Annotated in this window: 23 protein-coding genes; 19 read left to right on the forward strand and 4 right to left on the reverse strand. The window is 52.0% G+C overall.

Going from position 1 to position 23853, the window contains the following annotated elements; genetic code table 11:
* Positions 1-765 (forward strand): lysophospholipid acyltransferase family protein, encoded by a 765-nt coding sequence (locus IQ22_RS04345; RefSeq protein WP_145138604.1) that lies wholly within the window; start codon positions 1-3, stop codon positions 763-765.
* Between the two features lie 552 nt (positions 766-1317).
* On the opposite strand, the gene gyrB is transcribed toward IQ22_RS04345, so the two are convergent.
* Genes gyrB through dnaA form a run of 4 tightly spaced genes read right to left on the reverse strand, consistent with a single transcriptional unit; the run spans position 1318 to position 7464 of the window.
* Positions 1318-3738 carry a DNA topoisomerase (ATP-hydrolyzing) subunit B gene (gene gyrB, locus IQ22_RS04350; protein WP_145138607.1) on the reverse strand — a complete coding sequence of 807 codons (2421 nt, stop codon included), beginning with the start codon at positions 3736-3738 and terminating at the stop codon, positions 1318-1320.
* On the reverse strand, positions 3731-4843 hold the full coding sequence (gene recF, locus IQ22_RS04355) for a DNA replication/repair protein RecF (RefSeq protein ID WP_145138610.1): 1113 nt from the start codon (positions 4841-4843) through the stop codon (positions 3731-3733). The genes gyrB and recF overlap by 8 nt, the downstream gene beginning before the upstream one ends.
* 13 nt (positions 4844-4856) lie before the next feature.
* Complete coding sequence (gene dnaN / locus IQ22_RS04360; protein ID WP_145138612.1) at positions 4857-5960, reverse strand: DNA polymerase III subunit beta; 1104 nt, start codon at positions 5958-5960, stop codon at positions 4857-4859.
* 28 nt (positions 5961-5988) lie between these two features.
* The gene (gene dnaA / locus IQ22_RS04365) at positions 5989-7464 is read right to left on the reverse strand and encodes a chromosomal replication initiator protein DnaA (RefSeq protein WP_145138615.1); all 1476 of its coding nucleotides are present in this window, start codon (positions 7462-7464) and stop codon (positions 5989-5991) included.
* 533 nt (positions 7465-7997) lie between these two features.
* Between dnaA and rpmH the strand changes: the two genes are divergently transcribed.
* The 18 genes from rpmH to IQ22_RS04455 all read left to right on the forward strand — a co-directional run bounded on the left by rpmH (position 7998) and on the right by IQ22_RS04455 (position 23833).
* Positions 7998-8132 (forward strand): 50S ribosomal protein L34, encoded by a 135-nt coding sequence (gene rpmH / locus IQ22_RS04370; protein ID WP_010796343.1) that lies wholly within the window; start codon positions 7998-8000, stop codon positions 8130-8132.
* A 16-nt stretch (positions 8133-8148) separates the two neighbouring features.
* Positions 8149-8553, forward strand: a complete 405-nt coding sequence (gene rnpA, locus IQ22_RS04375) for a ribonuclease P protein component (protein WP_244308921.1) — start codon at positions 8149-8151, stop codon at positions 8551-8553.
* Positions 8546-8782: a membrane protein insertion efficiency factor YidD gene (yidD, locus tag IQ22_RS04380; RefSeq protein WP_145138620.1), complete on the forward strand. Its 237-nt coding sequence runs from the start codon at positions 8546-8548 to the stop codon at positions 8780-8782. The genes rnpA and yidD overlap by 8 nt, the downstream gene beginning before the upstream one ends.
* A 14-nt stretch (positions 8783-8796) precedes the next feature.
* On the forward strand, positions 8797-10530 hold the full coding sequence (gene yidC / locus IQ22_RS04385) for a membrane protein insertase YidC (RefSeq protein WP_145138623.1): 1734 nt from the start codon (positions 8797-8799) through the stop codon (positions 10528-10530).
* Between the two features lie 64 nt (positions 10531-10594).
* Positions 10595-11962: a tRNA uridine-5-carboxymethylaminomethyl(34) synthesis GTPase MnmE gene (mnmE, locus tag IQ22_RS04390; protein WP_145138626.1), complete on the forward strand. Its 1368-nt coding sequence runs from the start codon at positions 10595-10597 to the stop codon at positions 11960-11962.
* Between the two features lie 424 nt (positions 11963-12386).
* Positions 12387-14279, forward strand: a complete 1893-nt coding sequence (gene mnmG / locus IQ22_RS04395) for a tRNA uridine-5-carboxymethylaminomethyl(34) synthesis enzyme MnmG (RefSeq protein ID WP_145138767.1) — start codon at positions 12387-12389, stop codon at positions 14277-14279.
* Positions 14279-14929 (forward strand): 16S rRNA (guanine(527)-N(7))-methyltransferase RsmG, encoded by a 651-nt coding sequence (gene rsmG / locus IQ22_RS04400; RefSeq protein WP_145138630.1) that lies wholly within the window; start codon positions 14279-14281, stop codon positions 14927-14929. Before mnmG ends, rsmG begins: the two co-directional genes overlap by 1 nt.
* Before the next feature lie 8 nt (positions 14930-14937).
* Positions 14938-15723 carry a ParA family protein gene (locus IQ22_RS04405; RefSeq protein WP_145138633.1) on the forward strand — a complete coding sequence of 262 codons (786 nt, stop codon included), beginning with the start codon at positions 14938-14940 and terminating at the stop codon, positions 15721-15723.
* A 9-nt stretch (positions 15724-15732) separates the two neighbouring features.
* Positions 15733-16605: a ParB/RepB/Spo0J family partition protein gene (locus IQ22_RS04410; protein WP_145138636.1), complete on the forward strand. Its 873-nt coding sequence runs from the start codon at positions 15733-15735 to the stop codon at positions 16603-16605.
* A gap of 145 nt (positions 16606-16750) precedes the next feature.
* Positions 16751-17155, forward strand: a complete 405-nt coding sequence (locus IQ22_RS04415; RefSeq protein WP_145138639.1) for a F0F1 ATP synthase subunit I — start codon at positions 16751-16753, stop codon at positions 17153-17155.
* Positions 17156-17172: 17 nt separating this feature from the next.
* On the forward strand, positions 17173-18036 hold the full coding sequence (gene atpB / locus IQ22_RS04420; RefSeq protein WP_145138642.1) for a F0F1 ATP synthase subunit A: 864 nt from the start codon (positions 17173-17175) through the stop codon (positions 18034-18036).
* A gap of 114 nt (positions 18037-18150) precedes the next feature.
* The gene (gene atpE, locus IQ22_RS04425) at positions 18151-18408 is read left to right on the forward strand and encodes a F0F1 ATP synthase subunit C (protein WP_010796333.1); all 258 of its coding nucleotides are present in this window, start codon (positions 18151-18153) and stop codon (positions 18406-18408) included.
* Positions 18409-18464: 56 nt separating this feature from the next.
* Complete coding sequence (locus tag IQ22_RS04430) at positions 18465-18935, forward strand: F0F1 ATP synthase subunit B (protein WP_145138645.1); 471 nt, start codon at positions 18465-18467, stop codon at positions 18933-18935.
* Between the two features lie 11 nt (positions 18936-18946).
* Positions 18947-19483: a F0F1 ATP synthase subunit delta gene (locus IQ22_RS04435; RefSeq protein WP_145138648.1), complete on the forward strand. Its 537-nt coding sequence runs from the start codon at positions 18947-18949 to the stop codon at positions 19481-19483.
* Between the two features lie 18 nt (positions 19484-19501).
* Positions 19502-21046 (forward strand): F0F1 ATP synthase subunit alpha, encoded by a 1545-nt coding sequence (gene atpA / locus IQ22_RS04440; RefSeq protein WP_145138651.1) that lies wholly within the window; start codon positions 19502-19504, stop codon positions 21044-21046.
* A 52-nt stretch (positions 21047-21098) separates the two neighbouring features.
* Positions 21099-21959 carry a F0F1 ATP synthase subunit gamma gene (gene atpG, locus IQ22_RS04445; protein ID WP_145138654.1) on the forward strand — a complete coding sequence of 287 codons (861 nt, stop codon included), beginning with the start codon at positions 21099-21101 and terminating at the stop codon, positions 21957-21959.
* 32 nt (positions 21960-21991) lie between these two features.
* On the forward strand, positions 21992-23368 hold the full coding sequence (gene atpD, locus IQ22_RS04450) for a F0F1 ATP synthase subunit beta (protein WP_145138657.1): 1377 nt from the start codon (positions 21992-21994) through the stop codon (positions 23366-23368).
* Between the two features lie 39 nt (positions 23369-23407).
* Positions 23408-23833, forward strand: coding sequence for a F0F1 ATP synthase subunit epsilon (locus IQ22_RS04455; RefSeq protein WP_145138660.1), 426 nt, complete (start codon positions 23408-23410; stop codon positions 23831-23833).
* The last annotated feature ends 20 nt before the right edge of the window (positions 23834-23853 follow it).

Consider the following 23853-nt stretch of genomic DNA (forward strand, 5'->3'; position numbering starts at 1 on the left):
ATGCGCGCTTTGCGTACTGTGATCTTTTATATACTTCTGGGCAGTAGCGGCATCATCTGGTCATGCGTGTCGCTATTGATTGCTCCGTTCCTGGCCTATCGCGCCCGCTATCGCTTGGTGGTCAAGGCGTGGACCAGCTTTGCCGTCTGGCTGGCCAAGGCTGTCTGCGGGATCCGCTACGAAATCATCGGCCGCGAAAATATCCCCACTACGCCCTGTATCATCATTGCCAACCACCAGAGCACATGGGAAACCTTTTTCCTATCGGCCATGTTCGAACCAACGTCTCAGGTCATCAAGCGCGAACTGCTAAAAGTACCCTTCTTTGGTTGGGCTTTTTCTTTGCTCAAACCCATCGCTATCGACCGTGACAATGGCAAAGTCGCTCTGCAACAACTCACCGAGCAGGGCGGACGTTACCTCAAGCAAGGCTGCTGGGTGCTGATCTTTCCTCAAGGCACGCGAGTAGACGTAGGCCAAATGGGCAAATTTTCCCGAGGAGGTGCCGCCTTGGCCTGTGCAGTAGGCGTTCCAGTACTGCCAATTGCCCACAATGCTGGCGAATACTGGCCCAATGCAAACTGGTTAAAGCGGCCAGGCACTATCAAAGTGGTTATCGGTCCTGTTCTGGAGCCCAATGGTAGCGATCCGCGTGCCATTGTTGACCTCAACGCCCGCAGCCAAGCGTTTATCGAAAAGGCACTGGCGGAGATATCCACAAGTAACGCTCAATGTGAGGCGATAGTAACGCCGCCCGCCTTGTGAATAATTCACCAAACATCATCAACAACCCCGATTCGTTGGGGTTTTTTACACCTGTGTATAACTATCACAATAGTTATACAGCCACTTACATATTAACAAGTACTCAGAACGCTCTTTTTTGACACCTCTTCGTAACGCATATCTAATCTTTCCAGTACCTGATCCTACGTTGCGCTTGTAGACACTATTCAACTTCAGTTGAGAAAGTCATAAATCACCAAAGCGGCAGCGACTTACATGCAACAGTGCATTCCCATAACGGTTTACAAGGATGAAAAACCGCTGGCTGTTTTGTGGATAGGAATCCTCCGTAAATTGTTATCCACTGCTCCGCTTGACCTTTTGTATACGGGGTAGGGGGAATGTTTATACACAACTGGTGATAGCAGCATTCGCAATGCAGCGCATCACTTGTAATAAGCCGGCTAAGCATTAGCGTACTGTTTTTAACAGTGGCATTAGCTTAATCACTACTCCCGGCGTATCCGGCTTTTTAAAGGCAAAAAAAAGGCCTCAGTATGATAACTGAGGCCTTTTATCGAGCCAGCGCGCTTAAACGTCCAGATTCGATACCGCCAAGGCGTTACTCTCGATAAATTCGCGACGCGGCTCTACCTGATCACCCATTAGCGTATTGAAGATCTGATCAGCTGCAATAGCGTCTTCAATCGTCACACGTAGCATACGGCGCACGCTCGGATCCATCGTGGTCTCCCACAGTTGATCCGGGTTCATCTCGCCTAAGCCCTTATAGCGCTGGATACTGTAACGCTTGGTCGTTTCGTTCATTAGCCACTCAAGCGCTTCACGGAAAGTGGAAACGTCCTTGCGTCGCTCACCGCGTTTCACATAAGCGCCATCTTCAAGCAGATTGTTGATCTGACCGCCTAGCGTTGTAATCTGACGATAATCATTGCTGCTAAAGAAATCACGATTAAACGTAACATGGCTCGACAGACCATGGGCCTTGGTTTCAACCTCTGGCAACCACAAATGACGCTCACGATCTTCTCGTAGGTTTACTTCATAGACGAGGCCGGAACGCTCATTGACCTTCAGGCGCGCCCGCAAGCTATCGATCCATGTGGTCATGGCTGCCTGGTCCGCCAACTGCTCAGGCTCGACACGTGGCAAATAGAGCATGTGCTCGCTAATATCCGCTGGATACAGACGGGTCAATCGCTTGAGCGATTTCATTACCGTCCGGTAGCTGTTCACCAGCTTTTCTAGCTCGACGCCCGACAGGCCCGGAGCATGTTCGTTGACATGCAGGCTGGCATCTTCCAAGGCCGTTTGCGTGAGGTATTCCTCCATCGCCTCGTCATCCTTGATGTATTGCTCCTGCTTGCCGCGCTTGACCTTGTACAACGGCGGTTGCGCAATATAGATATAGCCGCGTTCGATCAGCAAGGGCATCTGCCGGAAGAAGAACGTCAATAGCAGCGTTCGGATGTGCGAACCGTCAACGTCCGCATCCGTCATGATAATAATGTTGTGATAACGCAGCTTGTCGATGTTGAACTCTTCACGACCAATACCACAACCTAGAGCAGTAATCAGCGTCCCGACTTCGGCCGAGGAGAGCATCTTGTCGAAGCGCGCCTTCTCCACATTCAAGATCTTGCCTTTTAGCGGCAGGATTGCTTGAGTCCGCCGGTTGCGGCCTTGCTTGGCCGAGCCACCGGCAGAGTCACCTTCCACGATGTACAGTTCAGAAAGCGCAGGGTCTTTTTCCTGACAGTCCGCCAGCTTTCCGGGTAAACCGGCAATATCCAATGCCCCCTTACGACGTGTCATTTCACGGGCTTTACGCGCCGCTTCACGAGCCCGGGCCGCGTCGATCATCTTGCCGACCACTGCCTTGGCTTCGTTCGGGTTCTCTAGCAGGAAGTCAGCAAACTGCTTGCCCATCTCCTGTTCCACGGCTGTTTTTACTTCCGAGGAAACCAGTTTGTCTTTGGTCTGGGAGGAGAACTTGGGATCCGGCACCTTTACAGAAATAATGGCCGTCAAGCCTTCACGCGCATCGTCACCCGTAGTCGCAACCTTGTGTTTCTTGGCCAGACCTTCGGCTTCGATATAGGTGTTCAGGTTACGCGTCAGCGCCGAACGGAACCCTGCCAGGTGAGTACCGCCATCGCGCTGCGGAATATTGTTTGTAAAGCAGAGGATGTTCTCGTTGAAGCTGTCGTTCCACTGCAATGCCACTTCAACACCAATACCATCTTCACGGTCATTAATATTGAAATGGAACACCTGATTTACAGGTGTCTTGTTGGTGTTCAAATATTCAACGAACGCTCGCAAACCACCTTCATACTTGAACATCTCTTCCTTGCCGGAGCGCTCATCCTTTAGCAGGATACCCACACCAGAGTTGAGGAATGACAGTTCACGTAAGCGCTTGGCCAGAATATCCCAGCTGAATTGGATATTGTTAAAGGTCTCGGCCGAGGGCTTAAAGTGAATCTGGGTGCCAGTACCTTCGGTTTCTCCAATTGCCTTTAATGGCTCTTGCGGAACACCATGTACATAGACCTGCTCCCAGACCTTGCCGCTACGGCGGATGGTCAGGCGCAACTCTTGGGACAGGGCGTTTACAACAGATACGCCCACCCCGTGCAGACCGCCAGAGACCTTGTAGGTGTTGTCATCAAACTTACCGCCCGCGTGCAAGACGGTCATAATGACTTCAGCGGCGGAAACACCTTCTTCCTTATGGATATCTACCGGAATACCACGACCGTTGTCGCGTACCGTAATAGATTCATCCATATGGATCGTGATCGTAATTTCATCACAATGGCCGGCAAGCGCTTCGTCGATCGAATTGTCGACCACTTCGAAGACCATATGATGAAGGCCGGTACCGTCGTCGGTATCACCGATGTACATGCCTGGACGCTTACGAACTGCGTCTAGTCCCTTCAGTACCTTAATACTGGAGGAATCGTAAGTCTGGTTTTCACTCATGCTTTACTCCCAGGGGTGGGGTCTGCGTAATGGTTCCCCGTTCGACGTGGAACAGGGCTACTGGCGTATCGTCATGCCAGTTGGATTCCAAGGATTCTTTCTCGACACAGGTAATGAAGATCTGGCAGTTGAGCGCTTCCAACAAGCGGCACAACGCCTTTCGGTGTTGCTCATCCAATTCGGAAGGCAAATCATCCACCAGGTAAACGCATTGTCCGCGCTTCACCCGGTTGATCAGCCGTCCCTGAGCGATTCGCAAGGCACATACGACCAACTTTTGCTGGCCGCGTGAGAGAATATCCGCTGCGTTATGGCTACCCATACGTATACGCAAATCAGCGCGCTGCGGCCCGGCCTGTGTATGCCCAAGCTGCATATCTCGATTCAAGGAAGCCGATAGCACATCTTGCAGCTCACGGTCTTTATCCCAGCCGCGATAGTAACTAAAGGTCAGGCCGTCTATATCTACCAATTCAGCCAAAGCTGCCTGAAATTCGGGCTTTAGCTCGGTAATATAGGCGCGTCTAAAGGCGTCGATTTCATGACTGGCCTGCGTCAACTCGCGGTCCCACGCATGCTGCGAAGCGGCGTCCATTTTACCATGTCTGAGCCAGGAATTGCGCTGACGCAGAGCTTTCTGCAAGCGCTGCCACACTTGAAGAAATCGGGGTTCCACGTGAAACACACCCCAATCAATAAACTGGCGACGGATCTTGGGACTACCTTCCAGCAGGCGAAAGCTATCCGGATTGATTAGCTGAATTGGCAATGTTTCAGCCAGCTGAGCAGTCCCTCGCGCGTTCTGCCCATCAATCCGGATGGTAAATTCACCATTACGCTCGCGCTGGACGCCTAGGTTACTGACGCCATCATCAGGTAGGCTGACCTGACCAAACACTGTACAAGCAAGTTGGTCGTTCTGAATAACAGGCGCTAGGCGAGTACTACGGAAGGAGCGGGCCAAGCCAAGAAGATGAATACTTTCAAGCAGGCTAGTCTTGCCACTGCCATTATCGCCATACAGGATGTTGATTCGCGGAGAGGGCGCAAGCGTCACTGCATGCAAGTTGCGCACGGCAGTGACGGTCAAGCGAATAAGCGACATCTAAACGGCTGGATTACAGACGCATCGGCATGATGACGTAGGAGGACTCATCGTTACCGGCTTCCTGGACCAACGCACTACTGTTGGAGTCCGATAGCGTGATACGAACCTGATCGGTCGTCATCACACCCAAAACATCCAATAAATAGCTCACGTTAAATCCGATTTCTAAATCGCTGCCTGCATAATCGACTTGCAGCTCTTCCTCAGCCTCTTCCTGCTCTGGGTTATTTGCCTGAATTTTCAGCTGCCCTGTTACCAATTGCAGACGAATACCCCGGTATTTTTCATTAGAAAGAATAGCCGTGCGACTAAAGGCCTCACGTAGCAACTGACGCTCACCGGTCAGTACCTTGTCACCATTACGCGGCAAAACTCTTTCGTAATCAGGGAACTTGCCGTCAACTAACTTAGATGTGAATGTAAAATCATTCGTCATGGCGCGGATATGGTGCTGCCCTAGTACAATGTTGACCGGCTCATCCGGCTGCATCAACAGACGTGACAGCTCGAGAATCCCTTTGCGAGGCACGATAACTTGATGACGTCCCTCATACTGGATACCGGCTCCCTGGACGCACATCGCTAAACGATGTCCATCGGTAGCCACCGCACGTAAATGCCCTTCGCTGACTTCAAGCAACATGCCATTTAGGTAGTAACGTACGTCCTGCTGAGCCATGGCAAAGCCGGTGCGCTCGATAAGACGACGCAGCTTACTTTGGGGCAAACTGAAATTCATGGATCCTGGACCTTCCTCAACAGTAGGAAAGTCATTGGCCGGCAGCGTGGACAGGCTAAAGCGGCTGCGGCCTGCCTTGACCAGCAATTTCTGATCATCCGTACGGATATCTATCAGTGCGTCGCTTGGCAAGCTTTTGCAGATATCCATAAGCTTACGAGCCGGTACGGTAATCTCGCCGGGCTCAGCCTTATCCTCAAGCGTGACCCGCCCAATCAGTTCGACTTCCAGATCGGTACCGGTGAGCGACAATTGTTGTCCCTGTACCACCAACAGCACGTTGGAGAGGACAGGCAATGTCTGCCGACGCTCCACGACACCAGCCACGAGCTGCAATGGTTTCAACAAGGCTTCGCGTTGAATAGTGAAATGCATGGTCTTGTCCCTTGCCAGATGCTTCTGATCAGGTAGTCAGTGTGCGCAATAAGTTTTTGTAGTCCTCACGAATATCCGCGTCGGACTCTCTCAATTCGGCAATCTTACGACAAGCATGCAATACCGTCGTATGATCGCGTCCACCAAAGGCGTCGCCGATTTCCGGCAAACTGTGGTTGGTCAATTCCTTCGACAGCGCCATCGCCACTTGGCGCGGCCGCGCCACAGAGCGGGAGCGCCGCTTGGAAAGCAAATCGGCGATTTTGATCTTGTAGTATTCCGCAGCCGTCCGCTGAATATTTTCGATACTGACTAGCTTGTCTTGTAGTGCCAGGAGATCTTTAAGCGACTCGCGAATCAGCTCGATCGTAATCTCGCGTCCCATGAAATGAGCATGGGCAATGACTCGCTTGAGCGCACCTTCAAGCTCACGCACATTGGAACGAATCCGTTGCGCGATGAAAAACGCTGCATCGTGTGGCAAGTCGATTCGAGCCTGGTCCGCCTTCTTCATCAGAATAGCGACGCGCGTTTCCAGCTCCGGTGGTTCAACCGCTACCGTTAAGCCCCAACCAAAACGGGATTTCAGACGTTCCTCCAGACCATCGATTTCCTTAGGATAACGATCACTGGTCAGGATAACCTGCTGTCCCCCTTCGAGCAGGGCATTGAACGTATGGAAAAACTCTTCCTGAGAGCGTTCTTTACGAGCAAAGAACTGAATATCATCGATCAACAAGGCATCTACTGAGCGGTAGAAACGCTTGAATTCATTGATCGCATTGAGCTGTAGTGCCTTCACCATATCTGCAACGAAACGTTCTGAATGTAGATAAACGATCTTTGCATTCGGATTACGTTTGAGCAGGTGGTTACCCACGGCATGCATCAGGTGAGTCTTACCTAAACCTACCCCTCCATATAGAAAGAGAGGGTTATAACCATGTTTAGGATTGTCAGCTACTTGCCAAGCTGCTGCACGAGCCAGCTGGTTCGATTTACCTTCGACGAAATTCTCGAACGTAAATGTACGGTTCAGGTAGCTAGTGTGCTTGAGCGCTCCTTCCACTTGAACCGTGCGCTCGGTCTTTGGTACCAAAGGAGCAGGTTGCGGATCAGCTTCATCGACAATAGGCATCTCGATCTGCTGAACCGGCTCTTCTACCTGGTCGGCTGAAGCTGACTGAACAGACGCGGAAGAAGGTGTAGAAGCAGGCGAAGGTGCCATTACAGGCGCACGGGTTGGCTTGTTGCTCTTACGGCTGCCTATAAGCAGATTCAATTCTGGAACCAAGCCATCATCGGATTGCTCATCAAGCAGCTCAAGCAAACGTCCGACATATTTTTCGTTAACCCAATCCAGAACGAAACGATTAGGTGCATAAATACGTAACTCGGCACCCTCCGCCTCGACTTGCAACGGGCGAATCCAAGTATTGAATTGTTGCGAAGGCAGCTCATCGCGCAGAACGTCGACACAGCGCTGCCAAAGTTCAACTGACACAGTCACTCCAGAAGAAAGTCACCTGGCAACGTTCCAACAGGGAACGGCCTTGCATAAAGAAGATGGTGAGCATAGCCCCGCATTGTATCGCTCCCCGCACGACTTATCCACATTCCAGATCCATCACTGTAGATTTCTTTCTTTCCTCATGAAAAATATTTCATTGTGGATATCCTTCCTTGTACCCAGTGCTTAACCTTACCTTTAGGCCTGTTGATAACTGCCTTGTGGTTAACATCGCTTTATATCCACAGGATTTGACCAGCTGGATTACAGGCTGTGGACTGCTTTCACGGTGACTTATCCTTCGCGTCTATCTCAACAGCTCTCTAAGGTGTAGCAATTTATCCACAGAAAGAATGCTCTGTAAGTATTAACACTGTATCTATCTTTTTATATTTCGTTCCTTGTTGTTTTTTATTGACAACTCCCGCTGTACGGAAATTGACCTCTTCGCACGCTTTCTCTAGAATCGCCGATCTATTTAAAAGGGGTGATTTCACCTCTCTTCGTTCATACCTAGGTAACTGACCATGAAACGCACTTTCCAACCCAGCACTTTGAAGCGCGCCCGTACTCACGGTTTCCGTGCTCGTATGGCGACTAAGAATGGCCGTCAGGTTCTATCCCGTCGTCGTGCCAAAGGCCGTAAGCGTCTGGCAGTCTGATAGTCCGGCACAGGTGGTGAGTCGAGACTTCAGCCGCGAAAAACGGCTCCTGACCTCTAGGCAGTTTAAAAGTGTCTTCGACTCTCCCACTTTTAAGGTCCCAGGTAACAGTGTTCTTCTTCTTGTACGCCAGAACGGCCTAGATCATCCCCGGCTGGGTATGGTGATAGGCAAGAAAAGCGTCAAGCTGTCAGTCGAGCGCAACCGACTCAAGCGTGTTCTTCGCGCATCATTCCGACTTCATCAGGATCATCTGATAGGCCTGGATATTGTCGTGATTGCCCGCAAGGGTTTTGGGGATCTCGCGAATCCCGAGCTGCATCAGCATTTGGGCAAGCTTTGGCATCGCGTGGTACGTAAGACTCAACCGAAGACTGATCTTTCCGAAAGTTCGAAACAGGCAAACGGTTCCTATGCGTAAGCCGGCTTTGCTGCTTATCCGCTTCTACCGTTACGCCATCAGTCCGATGATGGCTTCGCACTGCCGTTTCTACCCCAGCTGCTCAAGCTATGCCCATGAAGCCATAGAACGTCATGGCTTTCTGCGGGGTGGCTGGATGACGACGCGCCGGCTTGGACGCTGTCATCCCTGGCATCCTGGTGGATACGATCCGGTGCCACCAGAACAATCCCAAGCACCGACCTCTTAGATGGCCGAGTAATCATGGATATCAAGCGCACGTTTCTCATTGTCGCCCTCGCGATCGTGTCTTACACAATGGTGTTGCAATGGAACAAGGATTACGACCAGTCCGATATGCCTGTTCCTGCTACACAGTCAACCGCCGCTACGTTGCCGTCCGACACGCCTACCCTTAGTGGTTCGGCGGCTGATGTACCGACAGCTCCTGGCGAGACACCAGCCAGTGAAGTGCCCAAGTCAATCAGTAGCAATGGTCAGCCCATCCATGTCCGTACCGATGTTCTGGATGTCAACATCGATCCACGGGGTGGCGATATTGTTCAGCTGGGATTGATTCAATATCCACGTCGCCAAGATCGCCCGGAGACACCGTTTACTCTATTTGATAACGGTAACGAACGCCTCTATCTGGCTCAGAGCGGCCTGACAGGAGCCAATGGACCGGATGCTCGTCAGACGGGACGTCCGGTTTATCAGAGCGTCCAACAGAACTACACCTTGTCTGATGGCCAGGATCGTCTGGTTGTAGACCTTACGTTTAGCGAAAACGGTATCAATTACATCAAGCGTTTTACCTTTCACCGGGGCTTGAAGCTTGAATGTTCCGATATTGAAAAAGCTCAGAAGAAAATTTCCTGCATCAATCCTGACGCTTATCAGGTTCAGGTCAGCTACCTGATCGATAACCAGAGCGATCAGAACTGGAACGGCATTTTCTATGCACAGCTCAAGCGTGACGCGAGTGGAGATCCATCTGCCACAACAGCTACAGGCGTGTCTACCTACCTAGGCGCTGCCGTAGGTACTCCAGAGGAACCCTATCGCAAGGTGTCGATGAAAGATATCGACAAGCAGAACCTACAGGAGACTGTTCAGGGAGGCTGGGTTGCCTGGTTACAGCATTATTTCGTAACCGCCTGGGTACCTAACAACAATGAAACGCATCAACTACAGACCCGCAAGGATAGTCAGGGCAATTATCTTGTAGGTTTTACCGGCCCTCAAATCAGCGTAGCGCCTGGTACTAAGGCTGAAACCTCAGCTACCCTTTATGCAGGTCCAAAGCTACAGGAGCACTTGAAGGATTTATCCCCAGGTCTCGAGTTAACAGTTGACTATGGCTTCTTGTGGTTTATTGCTCAGCCTATCTTCTGGTTGCTGCAACATATCCACAGCATTCTAGGGAACTGGGGTTGGTCAATTATTGTACTGACCATTATCATCAAGGCTATTTTCTTTCCGTTATCTGCTGCCAGTTACCGTTCAATGGCGCGCATGCGTGCTGTTTCACCTCGCTTGCAGGCGTTGAAAGAACAATATGGCGATGACCGCCAGAAAATGTCCCAAGCCATGATGGAGCTGTACCGGAAGGAAAAAATTAATCCTCTGGGAGGCTGCCTGCCGATCCTGGTACAGATGCCTGTGTTTTTGGCCTTGTATTGGGTGTTGCTGGAAAGTGTGGAAATGCGCCAGTCACCCTGGATGTTCTGGATTACTGACCTGGCTGCTAAGGATCCGTTCTTTATCCTGCCAATCATCATGGGCGCTACCATGCTTGTTCAGCAAATGCTGAACCCGACGCCACCGGACCCCATGCAGGCCAAGATGATGAAGCTGATGCCGATCATCTTTACCTTCTTCTTCCTGTGGTTCCCAGCTGGCCTTGTGCTGTATTGGATTGTGAACAACTGTTTGTCTATTGCTCAGCAGTGGTATATCAACCGTCGGATCGATGCTGCGGCCAAGACGGCCTGATCATCGCCTGAACCGCCTACACAACGCCCCTGTTAAGGGGCGTTGTGCATTCTGGAGTTCGAACATGCACGTATCGCAGGACACTATTGCCGCTATCGCTACCGCCCCAGGCCGAGGAGGTGTGGGTATTGTCAGGGTATCCGGGCCCGCTGCCGCGGCGATTGCTCAAACCCTCTGTGGTAAAACGCCGAAGCCACGCCATGCCCATTACGGACCATTTACCCATTCGGATGGCACTGTGCTTGACGAAGGCATCGCCCTGTTTTTCCCAGGCCCTCATTCCTTTACGGGGGAAGATGTACTGGAGTTGCAAGGGCACGGCGGTCCGGTCGTACTTGACCTTTTACTGCGCCAAGTGCTGGCTTTAGGAGCTCGCCCGGCACGCCCTGGAGAATTCAGCGAAAGGGCATTTCTCAATGACAAGCTCGACCTAGCGCAGGCCGAAGCGATTGCCGACTTGATAGAAGCTAGCTCAGAACAGGCTGCGCGCAATGCCCTTCGTTCTCTGCAAGGTGAATTCTCCCGACGGGTTGACAGCTTAACTGAGCGCCTGATCCAGCTGCGTCTGTATGTCGAGGCTGCTATTGATTTCCCCGAAGAAGAAATCGACTTTTTGGCCGATGGCCATGTTTTGACATTGATTGATGGTGTATGTGAAGAATTGTTTCAAGTTGAACGCGAGGCAGGACGAGGCGCCTTGCTCCGGGATGGAATGACAGTAGTTATCGCAGGACGCCCCAATGCAGGCAAGTCCAGCCTTCTAAACGCCTTGGCAGGGCGTGAAGCTGCTATCGTGACGGATATTGCCGGTACTACGCGGGACGTTCTACGTGAACATATTCAGTTGGATGGCATGCCACTACATGTGATCGATACTGCAGGCTTACGTAATACTGATGATCGAGTCGAACAAATTGGTGTACAGCGTGCGCTGGCAGCGATTGAGGGTGCAGATCGTATCCTTTTGGTAGTAGATGCTACTGCACCGGAAGCCAGCGATCCTCAAGCGCTCTGGCCTGAATTTTTAGCGCAGCGACCTGCCGATCGTAAGGTAACCGTCATTCGAAACAAGGCTGACCTTATTGGAGAAGATGCCAGCCAAACCGCTACGCCAGAAGGTATGCATATCCTAACGCTTTCCGCCGTGACAGGCACAGGTGTCGAGCTGCTCCGCGAACATCTCAAGGCTTGCGTAGGCTTCGAGCAAACAGCAGAGAGCAGTTTTAGTGCTCGTAGGCGGCATTTAGACGCATTAAAAAGCGCAGGGCATTTTTTGAAGCATGGACGTGCTCAATTAGTGCTTAGTGGGTCAGGTGAATTACTCGCAGAAGACCTACGTATGGCTCAGCAGGCGTTAGGAGAAATTACTGGCGCATTTAGCTCGGATGATCTGTTAGGACGCATATTTTCGAGCTTCTGCATAGGCAAGTAGACTTTTCCACATCTAAAAGCCCCAGCAGGGGCTTTTTTTATGCCTGTGGATAAGTATGCTTTAGGTATGGGTACAATATGGATTAAGGGTTGTTACTGAAAAGCCATGTGTATAACGTATTATGTTATTAACAGGCTGTGGACGGCTTTCGAAGAGGAGAGCGACAGCTTTTACCCTAACTTATCATTTCCTGGAAAGCGCTAGCTGTCTATGCCTCAGGCAGTTATCCACAGAAAATGCTGTCTACATATATAACAGCATTAACAATCTTCTTATATTTTTCATATTTGTTATTTCTATTGTCTGTGTATTCCTTAACCGAAGCTGGTTATTTTTTGTTCAAAAGGCTTCATAGAAAAAGCCTGAACCCTTATACTTCCGCCCCTTCCCTAATCCCCCTTATCAAACAGGCACGAGGTGCATGGTGGATTTCCCTTCCCGTTTTGACGTCATCGTGGTTGGCGGTGGCCATGCCGGTACCGAGGCTGCATTGGCAGCAGCACGCATGGGCGTGAAAACTTTGCTGTTAACCCACAATGTGGAAACACTCGGGCAAATGAGCTGTAACCCAGCAATTGGGGGTATCGGCAAGAGTCATTTGGTCAAGGAAATTGATGCCTTGGGTGGCGCTATGGCGCAGGCTACTGACAAGGCCGGTATTCAATTTCGTATCTTGAACAGCCGGAAGGGACCTGCTGTACGAGCTACCCGTGCTCAGGCCGATCGAATTCTTTATAAAGCCGCGGTTCGTTACACCCTGGAAAACCAGCCTAATCTGTGGATATTTCAACAGTCATGTGATGACTTGCTTGTTGAACAGGATCAGGTCAAAGGCGTTGTGACCCAAATGGGGCTACGCTTCCATGCGGATAACGTAGTTTTGACCACAGGCACATTCCTGGGCGGACTTATCCACATTGGCTTGCAAAATTATTCAGGTGGTCGTGCCGGTGATCCGCCCGCCAATGCCTTGTCGAAACGTCTTCGTGAACAACCCCTGCGCGTTTCCCGATTAAAAACAGGAACGCCTCCGCGCATCGATGGACGTACGGTAGATTTTTCGGTCATGACCGAGCAGCCGGGCGATACCCCTCTGCCTGTTATGTCCTTTATGGGGTCTGTGGATGAGCATCCACAGCAGGTAAGCTGCTGGATTACCCACACGAATGCCCGAACGCACGACATTATTCGCAACAACCTCGATCGTTCGCCGATGTATTCAGGGGTGATCGAAGGGGTCGGCCCACGTTACTGCCCTTCGATCGAAGACAAGATCCATCGTTTCGCGGATAAGGACAGTCATCAGGTCTTCCTGGAACCGGAAGGTCTAACTACTCACGAGCTTTATCCCAATGGAATCTCGACCTCATTACCATTCGATGTACAACTCGAATTGGTACGCTCGATGCGTGGGATGGAAAATGCCCATATCCTCCGCCCAGGCTATGCCATCGAATATGATTTTTTTGATCCGCGTGATTTGAAATACAGCTTGGAAACCAAGGTTATCAGCGGCTTGTTTTTTGCCGGGCAGATCAATGGAACAACCGGCTACGAAGAGGCTGGCGCACAAGGGCTGTTAGCTGGCGCAAATGCTGCGCTTCGTGCACAGGGCAAGGAAAGTTGGTGTCCTCGTCGCGATGAGGCCTACTTGGGGGTGCTTGTAGACGACCTGATCACGCTAGGTACTCAAGAGCCTTACCGGATGTTTACATCACGTGCGGAGTACCGGTTGATTCTGCGAGAAGACAACGCGGACCTACGGTTAACGGAAAAAGGTCGTGAACTGGGTTTGGTAGACGATACGCGTTGGCAGGCTTTCTGCCTTAAACGCGAACGTATCGTTCAGGAAGAGCAACGTCTTAAATCTACCTGGGTACGACCGGGAACACCGCAAGGGGATGCCATTGCGGAACGTTTCGGTACGCCACTTACGCATGAATACAGCCTTCAGAGTCTGCTGAGCCGGCCGGAAATTGATTATGTTAGCCTGATAGAAGTAACTGGCGGAGTCATTGAAGATCCACAGGTGGCTGAGCAGGTTGAGATAAAAACTAAGTACGCAGGCTATATCGAGCGTCAACAGGATGAAATCGAACGCTTGCGTAATAGCGAAAGCATACGGCTCCCAGCGGATCTGGATTATGCCGTGATTTCTGGACTGTCGAAGGAAATCCAGCACAAGCTGACGCAAAGCCGCCCGGAAACCCTTGGGCAGGCTTCGCGAATTCCCGGAGTGACTCCCGCTGCAATCTCATTGTTGATGATTCACTTGAAAAAGCGTTCAGCGGGACGCCAATTGGAGCAGATGGCCTGATGTCCGAGGGAATGAGTCGCTATACGGATGAGTTACGCTCAGGTGCACAAGAGTTAGGAATAGCGTTGGAGGACCAAACAATCCAGCGTCTACTGGCTTACATGGGCTTGCTGGTCAAGTGGAACAAAGCATACAACCTGACAGCAGTACGCGATCCCGATGAAATGGTTTCGCGGCATCTGCTTGATAGTTTAAGCATTGTCCCCCATATAGCGGCAGGCGATTGGCTGGATGTAGGTAGCGGCGGTGGTATGCCAGGTGTTCCGTTGGCCATCCTGTTTCCGGACTCCAATTTTACTGTTTTGGACAGCAATGGGAAAAAGACTCGGTTTTTGACCCAGGCAAAGATCGAATTGGGCTTGGATAATCTTAATGTTATCCACAGTCGCGTCGAAGCTTTTACGCCGGAGCGCGCATTTACTGGAATCGTTTCACGGGCGTTCAGCTCATTAGTGGATTTTACCAACTGGACACGTCACTTAGGTGATCAGTCAACGCACTGGCTTGCCATGAAAGGCGTGTACCCTGTAGATGAATTAACAGCTCTGCCTTCGGATTTTAGAATTGAAGCAGAGCACGCCTTGCAGGTTCCAGGTTGCCAAGGGCAGCGGCACCTGTTGATACTTCGCCGTATTGTTGAAGAGGGGTAAAGCGGCTCATGGCCAAGGTTTTCGCGATAGCCAACCAGAAAGGCGGCGTGGGTAAGACCACGACGTGTATCAATCTGGCTGCTTCGCTCGTTGCGACCCGTCGACGGGTACTGTTGATTGATCTTGATCCACAGGGCAACGCGACCATGGGAAGCGGTGTGGATAAGCATAACCTCGAGCATTCAGTGCTTGATGTACTGACGGGGCAGTGTGACCTCATTGAAGCCATGCAGTTTTCCGAACATGGTGGCTATCAACTTCTGCCCTCGAACCGTGACGTTACGGCGGCTGAAGTAGAAATGCTTGAAATGGATAAGCGTGAAAGCCGCTTGCGGCAAGCGTTGGCTCCAATTCGGGAAAACTATGACTATGTCTTGATTGATTGTCCGCCTTCTTTGTCGATGCTGACCATCAACGGTTTGGTTGCGTCTGATGGGGTTATTATTCCCATGCAATGTGAATATTTTGCTCTGGAAGGGCTAACCGATCTGATCGGCAGTATTCAACGTATTGGACAATCGCTCAATCCAGGTCTGAAAATTGAGGGCCTGTTGCGTACCATGTTCGATCCACGAATCAATTTGGCCAATGATGTAGCTGGCCAGCTTAAGGCTCATTTTGGCGACACGCTTTACGAAACGGTGATACCGCGTAATGTCCGGTTGGCCGAGGCACCTAGTCATGGCATGCCGGCACTGGCTTACGACAAGAGCTCTACTGGAGCCAACGCCTATTTGGCTCTGGCGGGCGAATTGGTCCGTCGGCAGCGTAAGGCTGCAAAAGCAATCGCTTAAGGAAATTACATGGCAGTCAAGAAAAGAGGGCTTGGACGCGGGCTCGATGCACTGCTGGGTGGCGTGACTGCTAATACCCTGCAACAAGAAGCCGTCAAGGCCGATGATCGTCAGCTACATCATCTTCCTTTAGAGATTTTGCAACGCGGAAAATACCAGCCACGCCGCGATATGGATCCGGCTACCTTGGAAGAGCTTGCTCGCTCGATCCGGGCTCAAGGCCTGGTGCAGCCCATTGTGGTTCGGCCTATTGGCGATGGCCGTTATGAAATCATTGCTGGTGAGCGTCGCTGGCGGGCCTGTCAGCAGGCGGGTATGGAACATATTCCTGCGTTGATCAAGGACATACCCGACGAGGCTGCCATTGCTATGGCGCTTATCGAGAATATCCAACGCGAAGACTTAAGTCCGATTGAAGAGGCTCTTGCGCTCCAACGCCTGCAGCAAGAGTTCAAACTTACACAGCAACAAGTGGCCGATGCTGTGGGCAAGTCACGTGTTAGCGTTGCTAATCTGCTACGTTTGATCGGATTGCCGGATGAAATCAAGACCATGTTGGCACATGGTGATCTGGAAATGGGTCATGCCCGTGCATTGCTTGGACTTCCCGCTGCAAAACAGGTCGAAGGGGCGCGACACGTTGTCGCACGCGGATTGACCGTACGTCAGACCGAAGCGCTGGTCAGACAATGGCTGAGCGGTAAGGAAACTACGGAAAAAGCTCCGGCAGGTGATCCTGATATCTTGCGCCTAGAACAGCGTCTGGCTGAACGCCTAGGAGCCCCGGTGCAAATACGCCATGGCGAAAAAGGTAAAGGCCAGCTAGTTATACGCTATAGTTCGCTGGATGAGCTGCAAGGTGTGCTTGCTCACATTCGCTAATATATTCAATCGGTAGCGGATGGTCGTAAACGTTACCGCATGGCTTGAATGGGCGCTTGCAGACTCCTATACTCTGCGCGCTTTTCGTCGGCATAAAATATGCCAAGGTTAAATAATTAGCCGACGCCAGAGGACTTCGAGCGCGATGGTTGATCGCATGCCCAAACGCCTGCCGCTTCACCGTCAGCCAGCATCTACTTTGCTGCTCGTCCAACTGGTCGTCGCGATTGTCGCAACGTTGGTTTTGTTTTGCTTCGTAGGCAAGGTTGCTGCTTATTCCGGTTTGTTGGGTGGCTTGATCGCCTGGTTACCCAATGTGTATTTCTCATTCAAGGCGTTCCGCTATGCGGGAGCCAGAGCAGCCCGCGATATTGTCCGCTCTTTTTATGCGGGTGAGGCGGGAAAACTGATTTTGACGGCACTGCTGTTTGCAGTGACGTTTGCGGGAGTAAAGCCCTTGATGCCTATGGCATTGTTTGGTGTTTACTTGTTGACGCTTTTCGTCAATGCGTGTGCTCCCTTATTAGTCAAACGATCTTCTAGACCTTAAAGCGTTCGAGGCAAACCATGGCAGCAGAATCCGCTTCGGGTTACATCCAGCACCACTTACAGAATCTGACCTATGGTCAGCATCCGGTGAATGGCTGGAGTTTCGCCCATACCCCTGAAGAAGCAAAAGAAATGGGCTTTTGGGCCTTCCACCTGGATACCCTAGGTTGGTCGGTCGTTCTAGGCCTGATTTTTATTGGCATTTTCCGTGCCGTAGCGGTAAAGGCTACCAGTGGCCAGCCTGGCAAATTGCAAAATTTCGTTGAAGTCATCATTGAGTTCGTCGATAGCAGCGTGCGAGATACTTTCCACGGACGTAACCCGTTGATTGCTCCCCTGGCCTTGACTATCTTCGTCTGGATTTTCCTGATGAACCTGATGGACTTGGTGCCGGTAGATTGGCTGCCCATGGTGGCTGGGCTTATTGGCGGCGAGCACACCTACTTCCGTGTGGTTCCCACAACCGACCCGAATGCTACGATCGGTATGGCACTCTCTGTTTTTGCCCTGTTGATCTTCTACAGCATCAAGGTGAAAGGTATTGGCGGTTTCCTGGGCGAGTTGACCCTGCATCCGTTCCATAGCAAGAACATGCTGGTTCAGATCATTCTGATTCCGATCAACTTCCTGCTCGAGTTTGTAACGCTTATAGCACGCCCGGTTTCCCTGGCCTTGCGACTCTTCGGCAACATGTATGCTGGCGAGCTGATCTTCATCCTGATTGCCATTATGTTCGCCAATGGGCTGGCAATGGGTGGTCTAGGTATTGTCCTGCAGTGGGCATGGGCTGTGTTCCATATCCTGATCATTACCTTGCAGGCCTTCATCTTCATGATGCTAACCATCGTCTACATGTCGATGGCGCATGAAGAAAATCATTAAGAGCTAGAGCACTTGATGATCCTCTTCGTAAGAAGAGGTCGCCCGCGAGGGCATGGGGAATAAAAAATTTCGCTTCAACCTTAAACCAAGACGACTTAAAAGTCGGGAGGAAAAATGGAAACTGTAGTTGGACTGACCGCGATTGCCGTAGCACTGCTGATTGGTCTGGGCGCACTGGGTACTGCCATTGGCTTCGGCCTGTTGGGCGGCAAGTTCCTGGAAGGCGCAGCCCGTCAGCCGGAACTCGTTCCAATGCTTCAGGTAAAAATGTTTATCGTGGCGGGTCTGCTAGACGCCGTAACCATGATCGGCGTTGGTATCGCTCTGTTCTTCACCTTCGCTAACCCCTTCGTTGGTCAGATCGCCGGCTAATCATCCGAATCGATGATTCGTGTGATTGATAGACAACGAACGAGCGAGGTGTTGGCGTGAACATTAATGCAACCCTGATTGGCCAGTCCGTTGCCTTCTTTATCTTCGTGCTCTTCTGCATGAAGTTCGTGTGGCCTCCGGTCATTGCGGCTTTGCGGGAGCGTGAAAAGAAGATTGCTGACGGTCTGGACGCTGCCAACCGCGCGGCTCGTGACCTGGAAATGGCGCAGGAACAAGCCACCCAGAAATTGAGCGAAGCGAAAGGCCAGGCGGCTGAAATCATCGAGCAAGCTAACAAGCGTGCTACTCAGATCATCGAAGAAGCCCAGGCTAAGGCCCGTGCGGAAGGCGAGCGTCTGAAAGAGCAGGCCCAGGCTGAGATCGAGCAGGAAATCAACAGTGCCAGGGAAGCTCTGCGTGCGCAGGTCGGTATTTTGGCCGTTGCGGGTGCCGAGAAGATTCTGGCTACAACGATTGATCCTAAAGCCCATGCACAGTTGGTTGACCAACTGGCTGCGGAAATCTAAGCGAGGCCATTATGGCAGAACTGAACACGCTGGCCCGGCCCTATGCCAAGGCAGCTTTTGAGTTCGCACAGTCTCAGCAGAATCTGACCAAGTGGTCTGAGGAACTGAGACTGCTCGCCGCGGTTACTCAGGATGAGACCGTGCGCCAGCTGCTTCAGCAACCGCAGTTAACCGCGGACGCCAAGGCCAAGCTGCTCATTGACGTGTGCGGCGATCAGCTGGATGTACAGGCCCAGAACTTTGTTCGGACCGTGGCAGAAAACAACCGGATAGATCTTTTGCCGACCATCTCTGAGCTTTATGAAGAGCTCAAAGCTGAGCAGGAAAGATCCATCGAGGCGGAAGTCACTAGTGCTTTCGCTTTGAGCGACGAACAGCAAGACAAACTCGCCAAGGCTCTCAGCGCAAGGCTCGGTCGCGATGTGCGACTTCATGCATCCGAGGATGCGGGCCTGATCGGCGGTGTGGTTATCCGCGCCGGCGACTTGGTAATCGATGGCTCCGTTCGCGGCAAGCTCGCGCAACTGGCCGAAGCGTTGAAACCTTGAGTTTGAAGGGGCAGTAGCATGCAGCAACTCAATCCTTCCGAAATTAGTGAAATTATCAAGAGCCGTATCGAGAAACTCGACGTCTCTTCGCAAGCGCGCAATGAAGGTACTATCGTCAGCGTGTCTGACGGTATCGTGCGCATCTTCGGCCTAGCCGACGTCATGTATGGGGAAATGATTGAGTTCCCTGGTGGCGTCTATGGCATGGCGTTGAACCTTGAGCAAGACTCTGTTGGTGCCGTGGTTCTGGGTAACTACCTAGGCTTGGCCGAAGGCATGAGTGCCAAGTGCACCGGCCGCATCCTGGAAGTGCCGGTAGGTCCGGAACTGCTGGGTCGTGTCGTCGATGCGCTGGGTAACCCGATCGATGGCAAAGGCCCGATCAATGCCAAAGAAACAGATGCGGTAGAAAAGGTCGCTCCAGGCGTGATTTGGCGTAAATCGGTTGACCAGCCAGTGCAAACTGGCTACAAGGCCGTTGATGCCATGATCCCGGTAGGCCGTGGTCAGCGTGAGCTGATTATCGGTGACCGTCAGGTTGGTAAGACGGCCATGGCGGTAGATGCGATTATCAACCAGCGTAACAGCGGTATCCGTTGTGTCTACGTAGCTATCGGCCAGAAGCAATCGACTATTGCTAACGTCGTACGCAAGCTGGAAGAGCACGGTGCTCTGCAGAACACTATCGTGGTTGCAGCCAGTGCCTCTGAATCAGCTGCCCTGCAGTTCCTGGCGCCTTATGCCGGTTGCACCATGGGTGAATACTTCCGTGACCGCGGTGAAGATGCCCTGATCGTTTATGACGATCTGTCCAAGCAGGCTGTGGCTTATCGCCAGATTTCTCTGCTGCTGCGCCGTCCGCCGGGCCGTGAAGCCTATCCAGGCGACGTGTTCTATCTACACAGCCGTTTGCTCGAGCGTGCTTCCCGCGTATCCGAAGAGTACGTAGAGCAGTTCACCAAGGGTGCTGTGAAAGGTAAGACCGGTTCCTTGACCGCTCTACCGCTAATCGAAACTCAGGCGGGTGACGTTTCTGCGTTCGTTCCGACTAACGTAATTTCTATTACTGACGGTCAGATCTTCCTAGAAACCAGCCTGTTTAACTCGGGTATTCGTCCTGCGGTTAACGCCGGTATCTCCGTATCCCGTGTAGGGGGAGCCGCGCAGACCAAGATCATCAAGAAGCTGTCCGGTGGTATCCGTACCGCACTGGCTCAGTACCGTGAATTGGCTGCATTTGCCCAGTTTGCGTCTGACCTGGACGAAGCCACGCGTAAGCAGCTCGAGCATGGTCAGCGTGTTACCGAGCTGATGAAGCAGAAGCAATACGCGCCGATGTCCATCGCTGAGATGGCCCTATCGTTGTATGCCGCCGAGCGGGGCTTCCTGTCGGATGTTTCGCTGGACAAGATCGGTAGCTTCGAGCAGGCCATGATTGCGTACTTCAACCGTGATCACGCTGCTCTCATGGCTAAGATCAACGAGAAGGGCGACTTCAACGACGAAATCGATGCGGGCATCAAAGCCGGCCTCGAGAAGTTCAAGGCCACTCAAACCTGGTAAGCCCAGGCGGGGGCGCATGAGCGCTCCCGCCTGCTAACCCGATAGGTGTTAAATGGCAGGCGCAAAAGAGATTCGCGGTAAGATCGCGAGCATCAAAAGCACACAAAAGATCACCAGCGCCATGGAAAAGGTTGCTGTCAGTAAGATGCGCAAGGCTCAATCGCGCATGGCTGCCAGCAAACCTTATGCCGAGCGTATCCGTGCTGTGATTGGCCACCTGGCTAATGCTAATCCGGAATATCGTCATCCGTTCATGGTGGAGCGTCCGGTCAAGCGTGTGGGCTATATCGTGGTCAGCTCCGACCGTGGTCTGGCAGGCGGTTTGAACATTAACCTGTTCAAGGCGCTGATTCGTGACATGGTTGAACAGCGTGATCGCGGCACCGAAATCGATCTGGGCGTAATCGGCAGCAAGGGTGCGTCTTTCTTCCGTAACTATGGCGGAAATGTAGTCGCAGCGATTAGTCATCTGGGCGAAGAGCCTTCGATCAATGATCTGATCGGTAGCATCAAGGTCATGCTTGATGCTTATCTGAATGGCCGTATCGATCGTCTATACGTGGTTTCCAACAAGTTCGTTAACACTATGGTCCAGAAGCCGACAGTTGAGCAACTGGTACCGTTGGTGGCTGAGCAGAATACAAACCTGCAAAAGCATTGGGATTACCTATACGAACCGGATGCTAAAACGCTATTAGACGGTCTTCTGGTGCGCTATGTGGAATCTCAGGTGTATCAGGCTGTTGTAGAAAACAACGCGTGTGAACAAGCCGCGCGAATGATCGCAATGAAGAACGCCACGGATAATGCGGGTGAACTCATCAGCGAGCTACAGTTGATCTACAACAAGGCCCGCCAAGCGGCGATTACACAGGAAATTTCGGAAATCGTCGGCGGCGCCGCTGCGGTCTGATAGACAGGTTCTAATTTTTCGAGGAACGCGAAATGAGTAGCGGACGTATCGTACAAATCATCGGCGCCGTAATCGACGTGGAATTTCCACGCGATTCCGTACCGAAAATTTATGACGCCCTGAAGATTCAGGGCCTGGAAACGACCCTGGAAGTTCAGCAGCAGCTGGGTGATGGTGTCGTTCGTTCCATCGCCATGGGTTCCACCGAAGGCCTTAAGCGTGGCCTGAACGTGAATAATACCGGCGAAGCGATCAAGGTACCGGTAGGGGTCAAGACCCTGGGCCGTATCATGGACGTACTGGGTAACCCTATCGACGAAGCTGGTCCTATCGGCGAAGAAGAACGTTGGGAAATCCATCGCAAGGCGCCATCCTATGCAGAGCAATCCGGCAGTAATGACTTGCTGGAAACTGGCATCAAGGTTATTGACTTGGTTTGCCCGTTCGCCAAGGGTGGTAAGGTTGGTCTGTTCGGTGGTGCCGGTGTAGGCAAGACCGTAAACATGATGGAACTGATCCGTAACATCGCTATCGAGCACAGCGGTTACTCTGTGTTCGCTGGCGTGGGTGAGCGTACTCGTGAGGGTAACGACTTCTACCACGAGATGAAGGACTCTAACGTTCTGGATAAGGTCGCCCTGGTTTACGGTCAGATGAACGAGCCGCCGGGTAACCGTCTGCGTGTAGCACTGACTGGCCTGACTATGGCTGAAAAGTTCCGTGATGAAGGACGTGACGTTCTGTTGTTCATTGACAACATTTACCGTTACACCCTAGCCGGTACTGAAGTATCTGCTCTGCTGGGCCGTATGCCTTCCGCCGTAGGCTATCAGCCAACATTGGCTGAAGAAATGGGTGTTCTGCAGGAGCGTATTACGTCTACTCGCACCGGTTCGATTACTTCGATCCAGGCAGTATACGTACCAGCGGACGACTTGACTGACCCGTCCCCAGCCACTACGTTCGCCCACCTGGACGCAACCGTAGTACTGTCCCGTGATATCGCTTCCCTGGGTATTTACCCAGCTGTGGATCCGCTGGACTCTACTTCTCGCCAGCTCGATCCGCTGGTGATTGGTCAGGAGCACTATGATGTTGCTCGCGGCGTACAGTATGTTCTGCAGCGCTATAAGGAGCTGAAGGACATCATCGCGATCCTGGGTATGGATGAACTGTCCGAAGCGGACAAGCAGCTGGTATCCCGTGCTCGTAAGATCCAGCGCTTCCTGTCCCAGCCGTTCTTCGTGGCAGAAGTCTTCACCGGTGCACCGGGCAAGTACGTTTCGCTCAAGGACACCATTGCAGGCTTTGGCGGTATTCTAAAAGGTGACTACGACCATCTGCCTGAACAGGCGTTTTACATGGTTGGCAGCATCGACGAAGCCATCGAAAAAGCGAAGAAACTGTAATCCGTGCGCCCGGCAACGGGCGCCTTACGAGGCATGCATATGGCCAAGACAGTCCAATGCGATATCGTCAGCGCGGAAGGTGCCATCTTCTCCGGAGCGGTCGAGATGGTAATTGCCCACGGTAACCTGGGCGATCTGGGTATTGCTCCCGGTCATGCTCCGCTGTTGACCGATCTCCTACCTGGCCCGATTCGTCTGGTCAAGCAGGGCGGCGAGGAGGAGGTGTTTTACATCTCTGGTGGTTTCCTTGAAGTCCAGCCGAATGTAGTTGAAGTATTGGCGGATACTGCCAGTCGAGCCGGCGATCTTGATGAAGCGGCTGCTCAGGAAGCGATGAAGCTGGCTGAGAAGACGCTGAGTGAGAAAGGCGCTAACTTTGATTACAGCACGGCCTCTGCGCAGCTGGCTGAAGCTGCAGCGCAATTGCGTACTATTCAGCAATTGCGTCGGCAGGCCAAGCGTTAAGGTCTTTTGTCTCAGACGAA

The organism is Pseudomonas duriflava (assembly GCF_007830155.1).
Lineage (GTDB): Bacteria > Pseudomonadota > Gammaproteobacteria > Pseudomonadales > Pseudomonadaceae > Chryseomonas > Chryseomonas duriflava.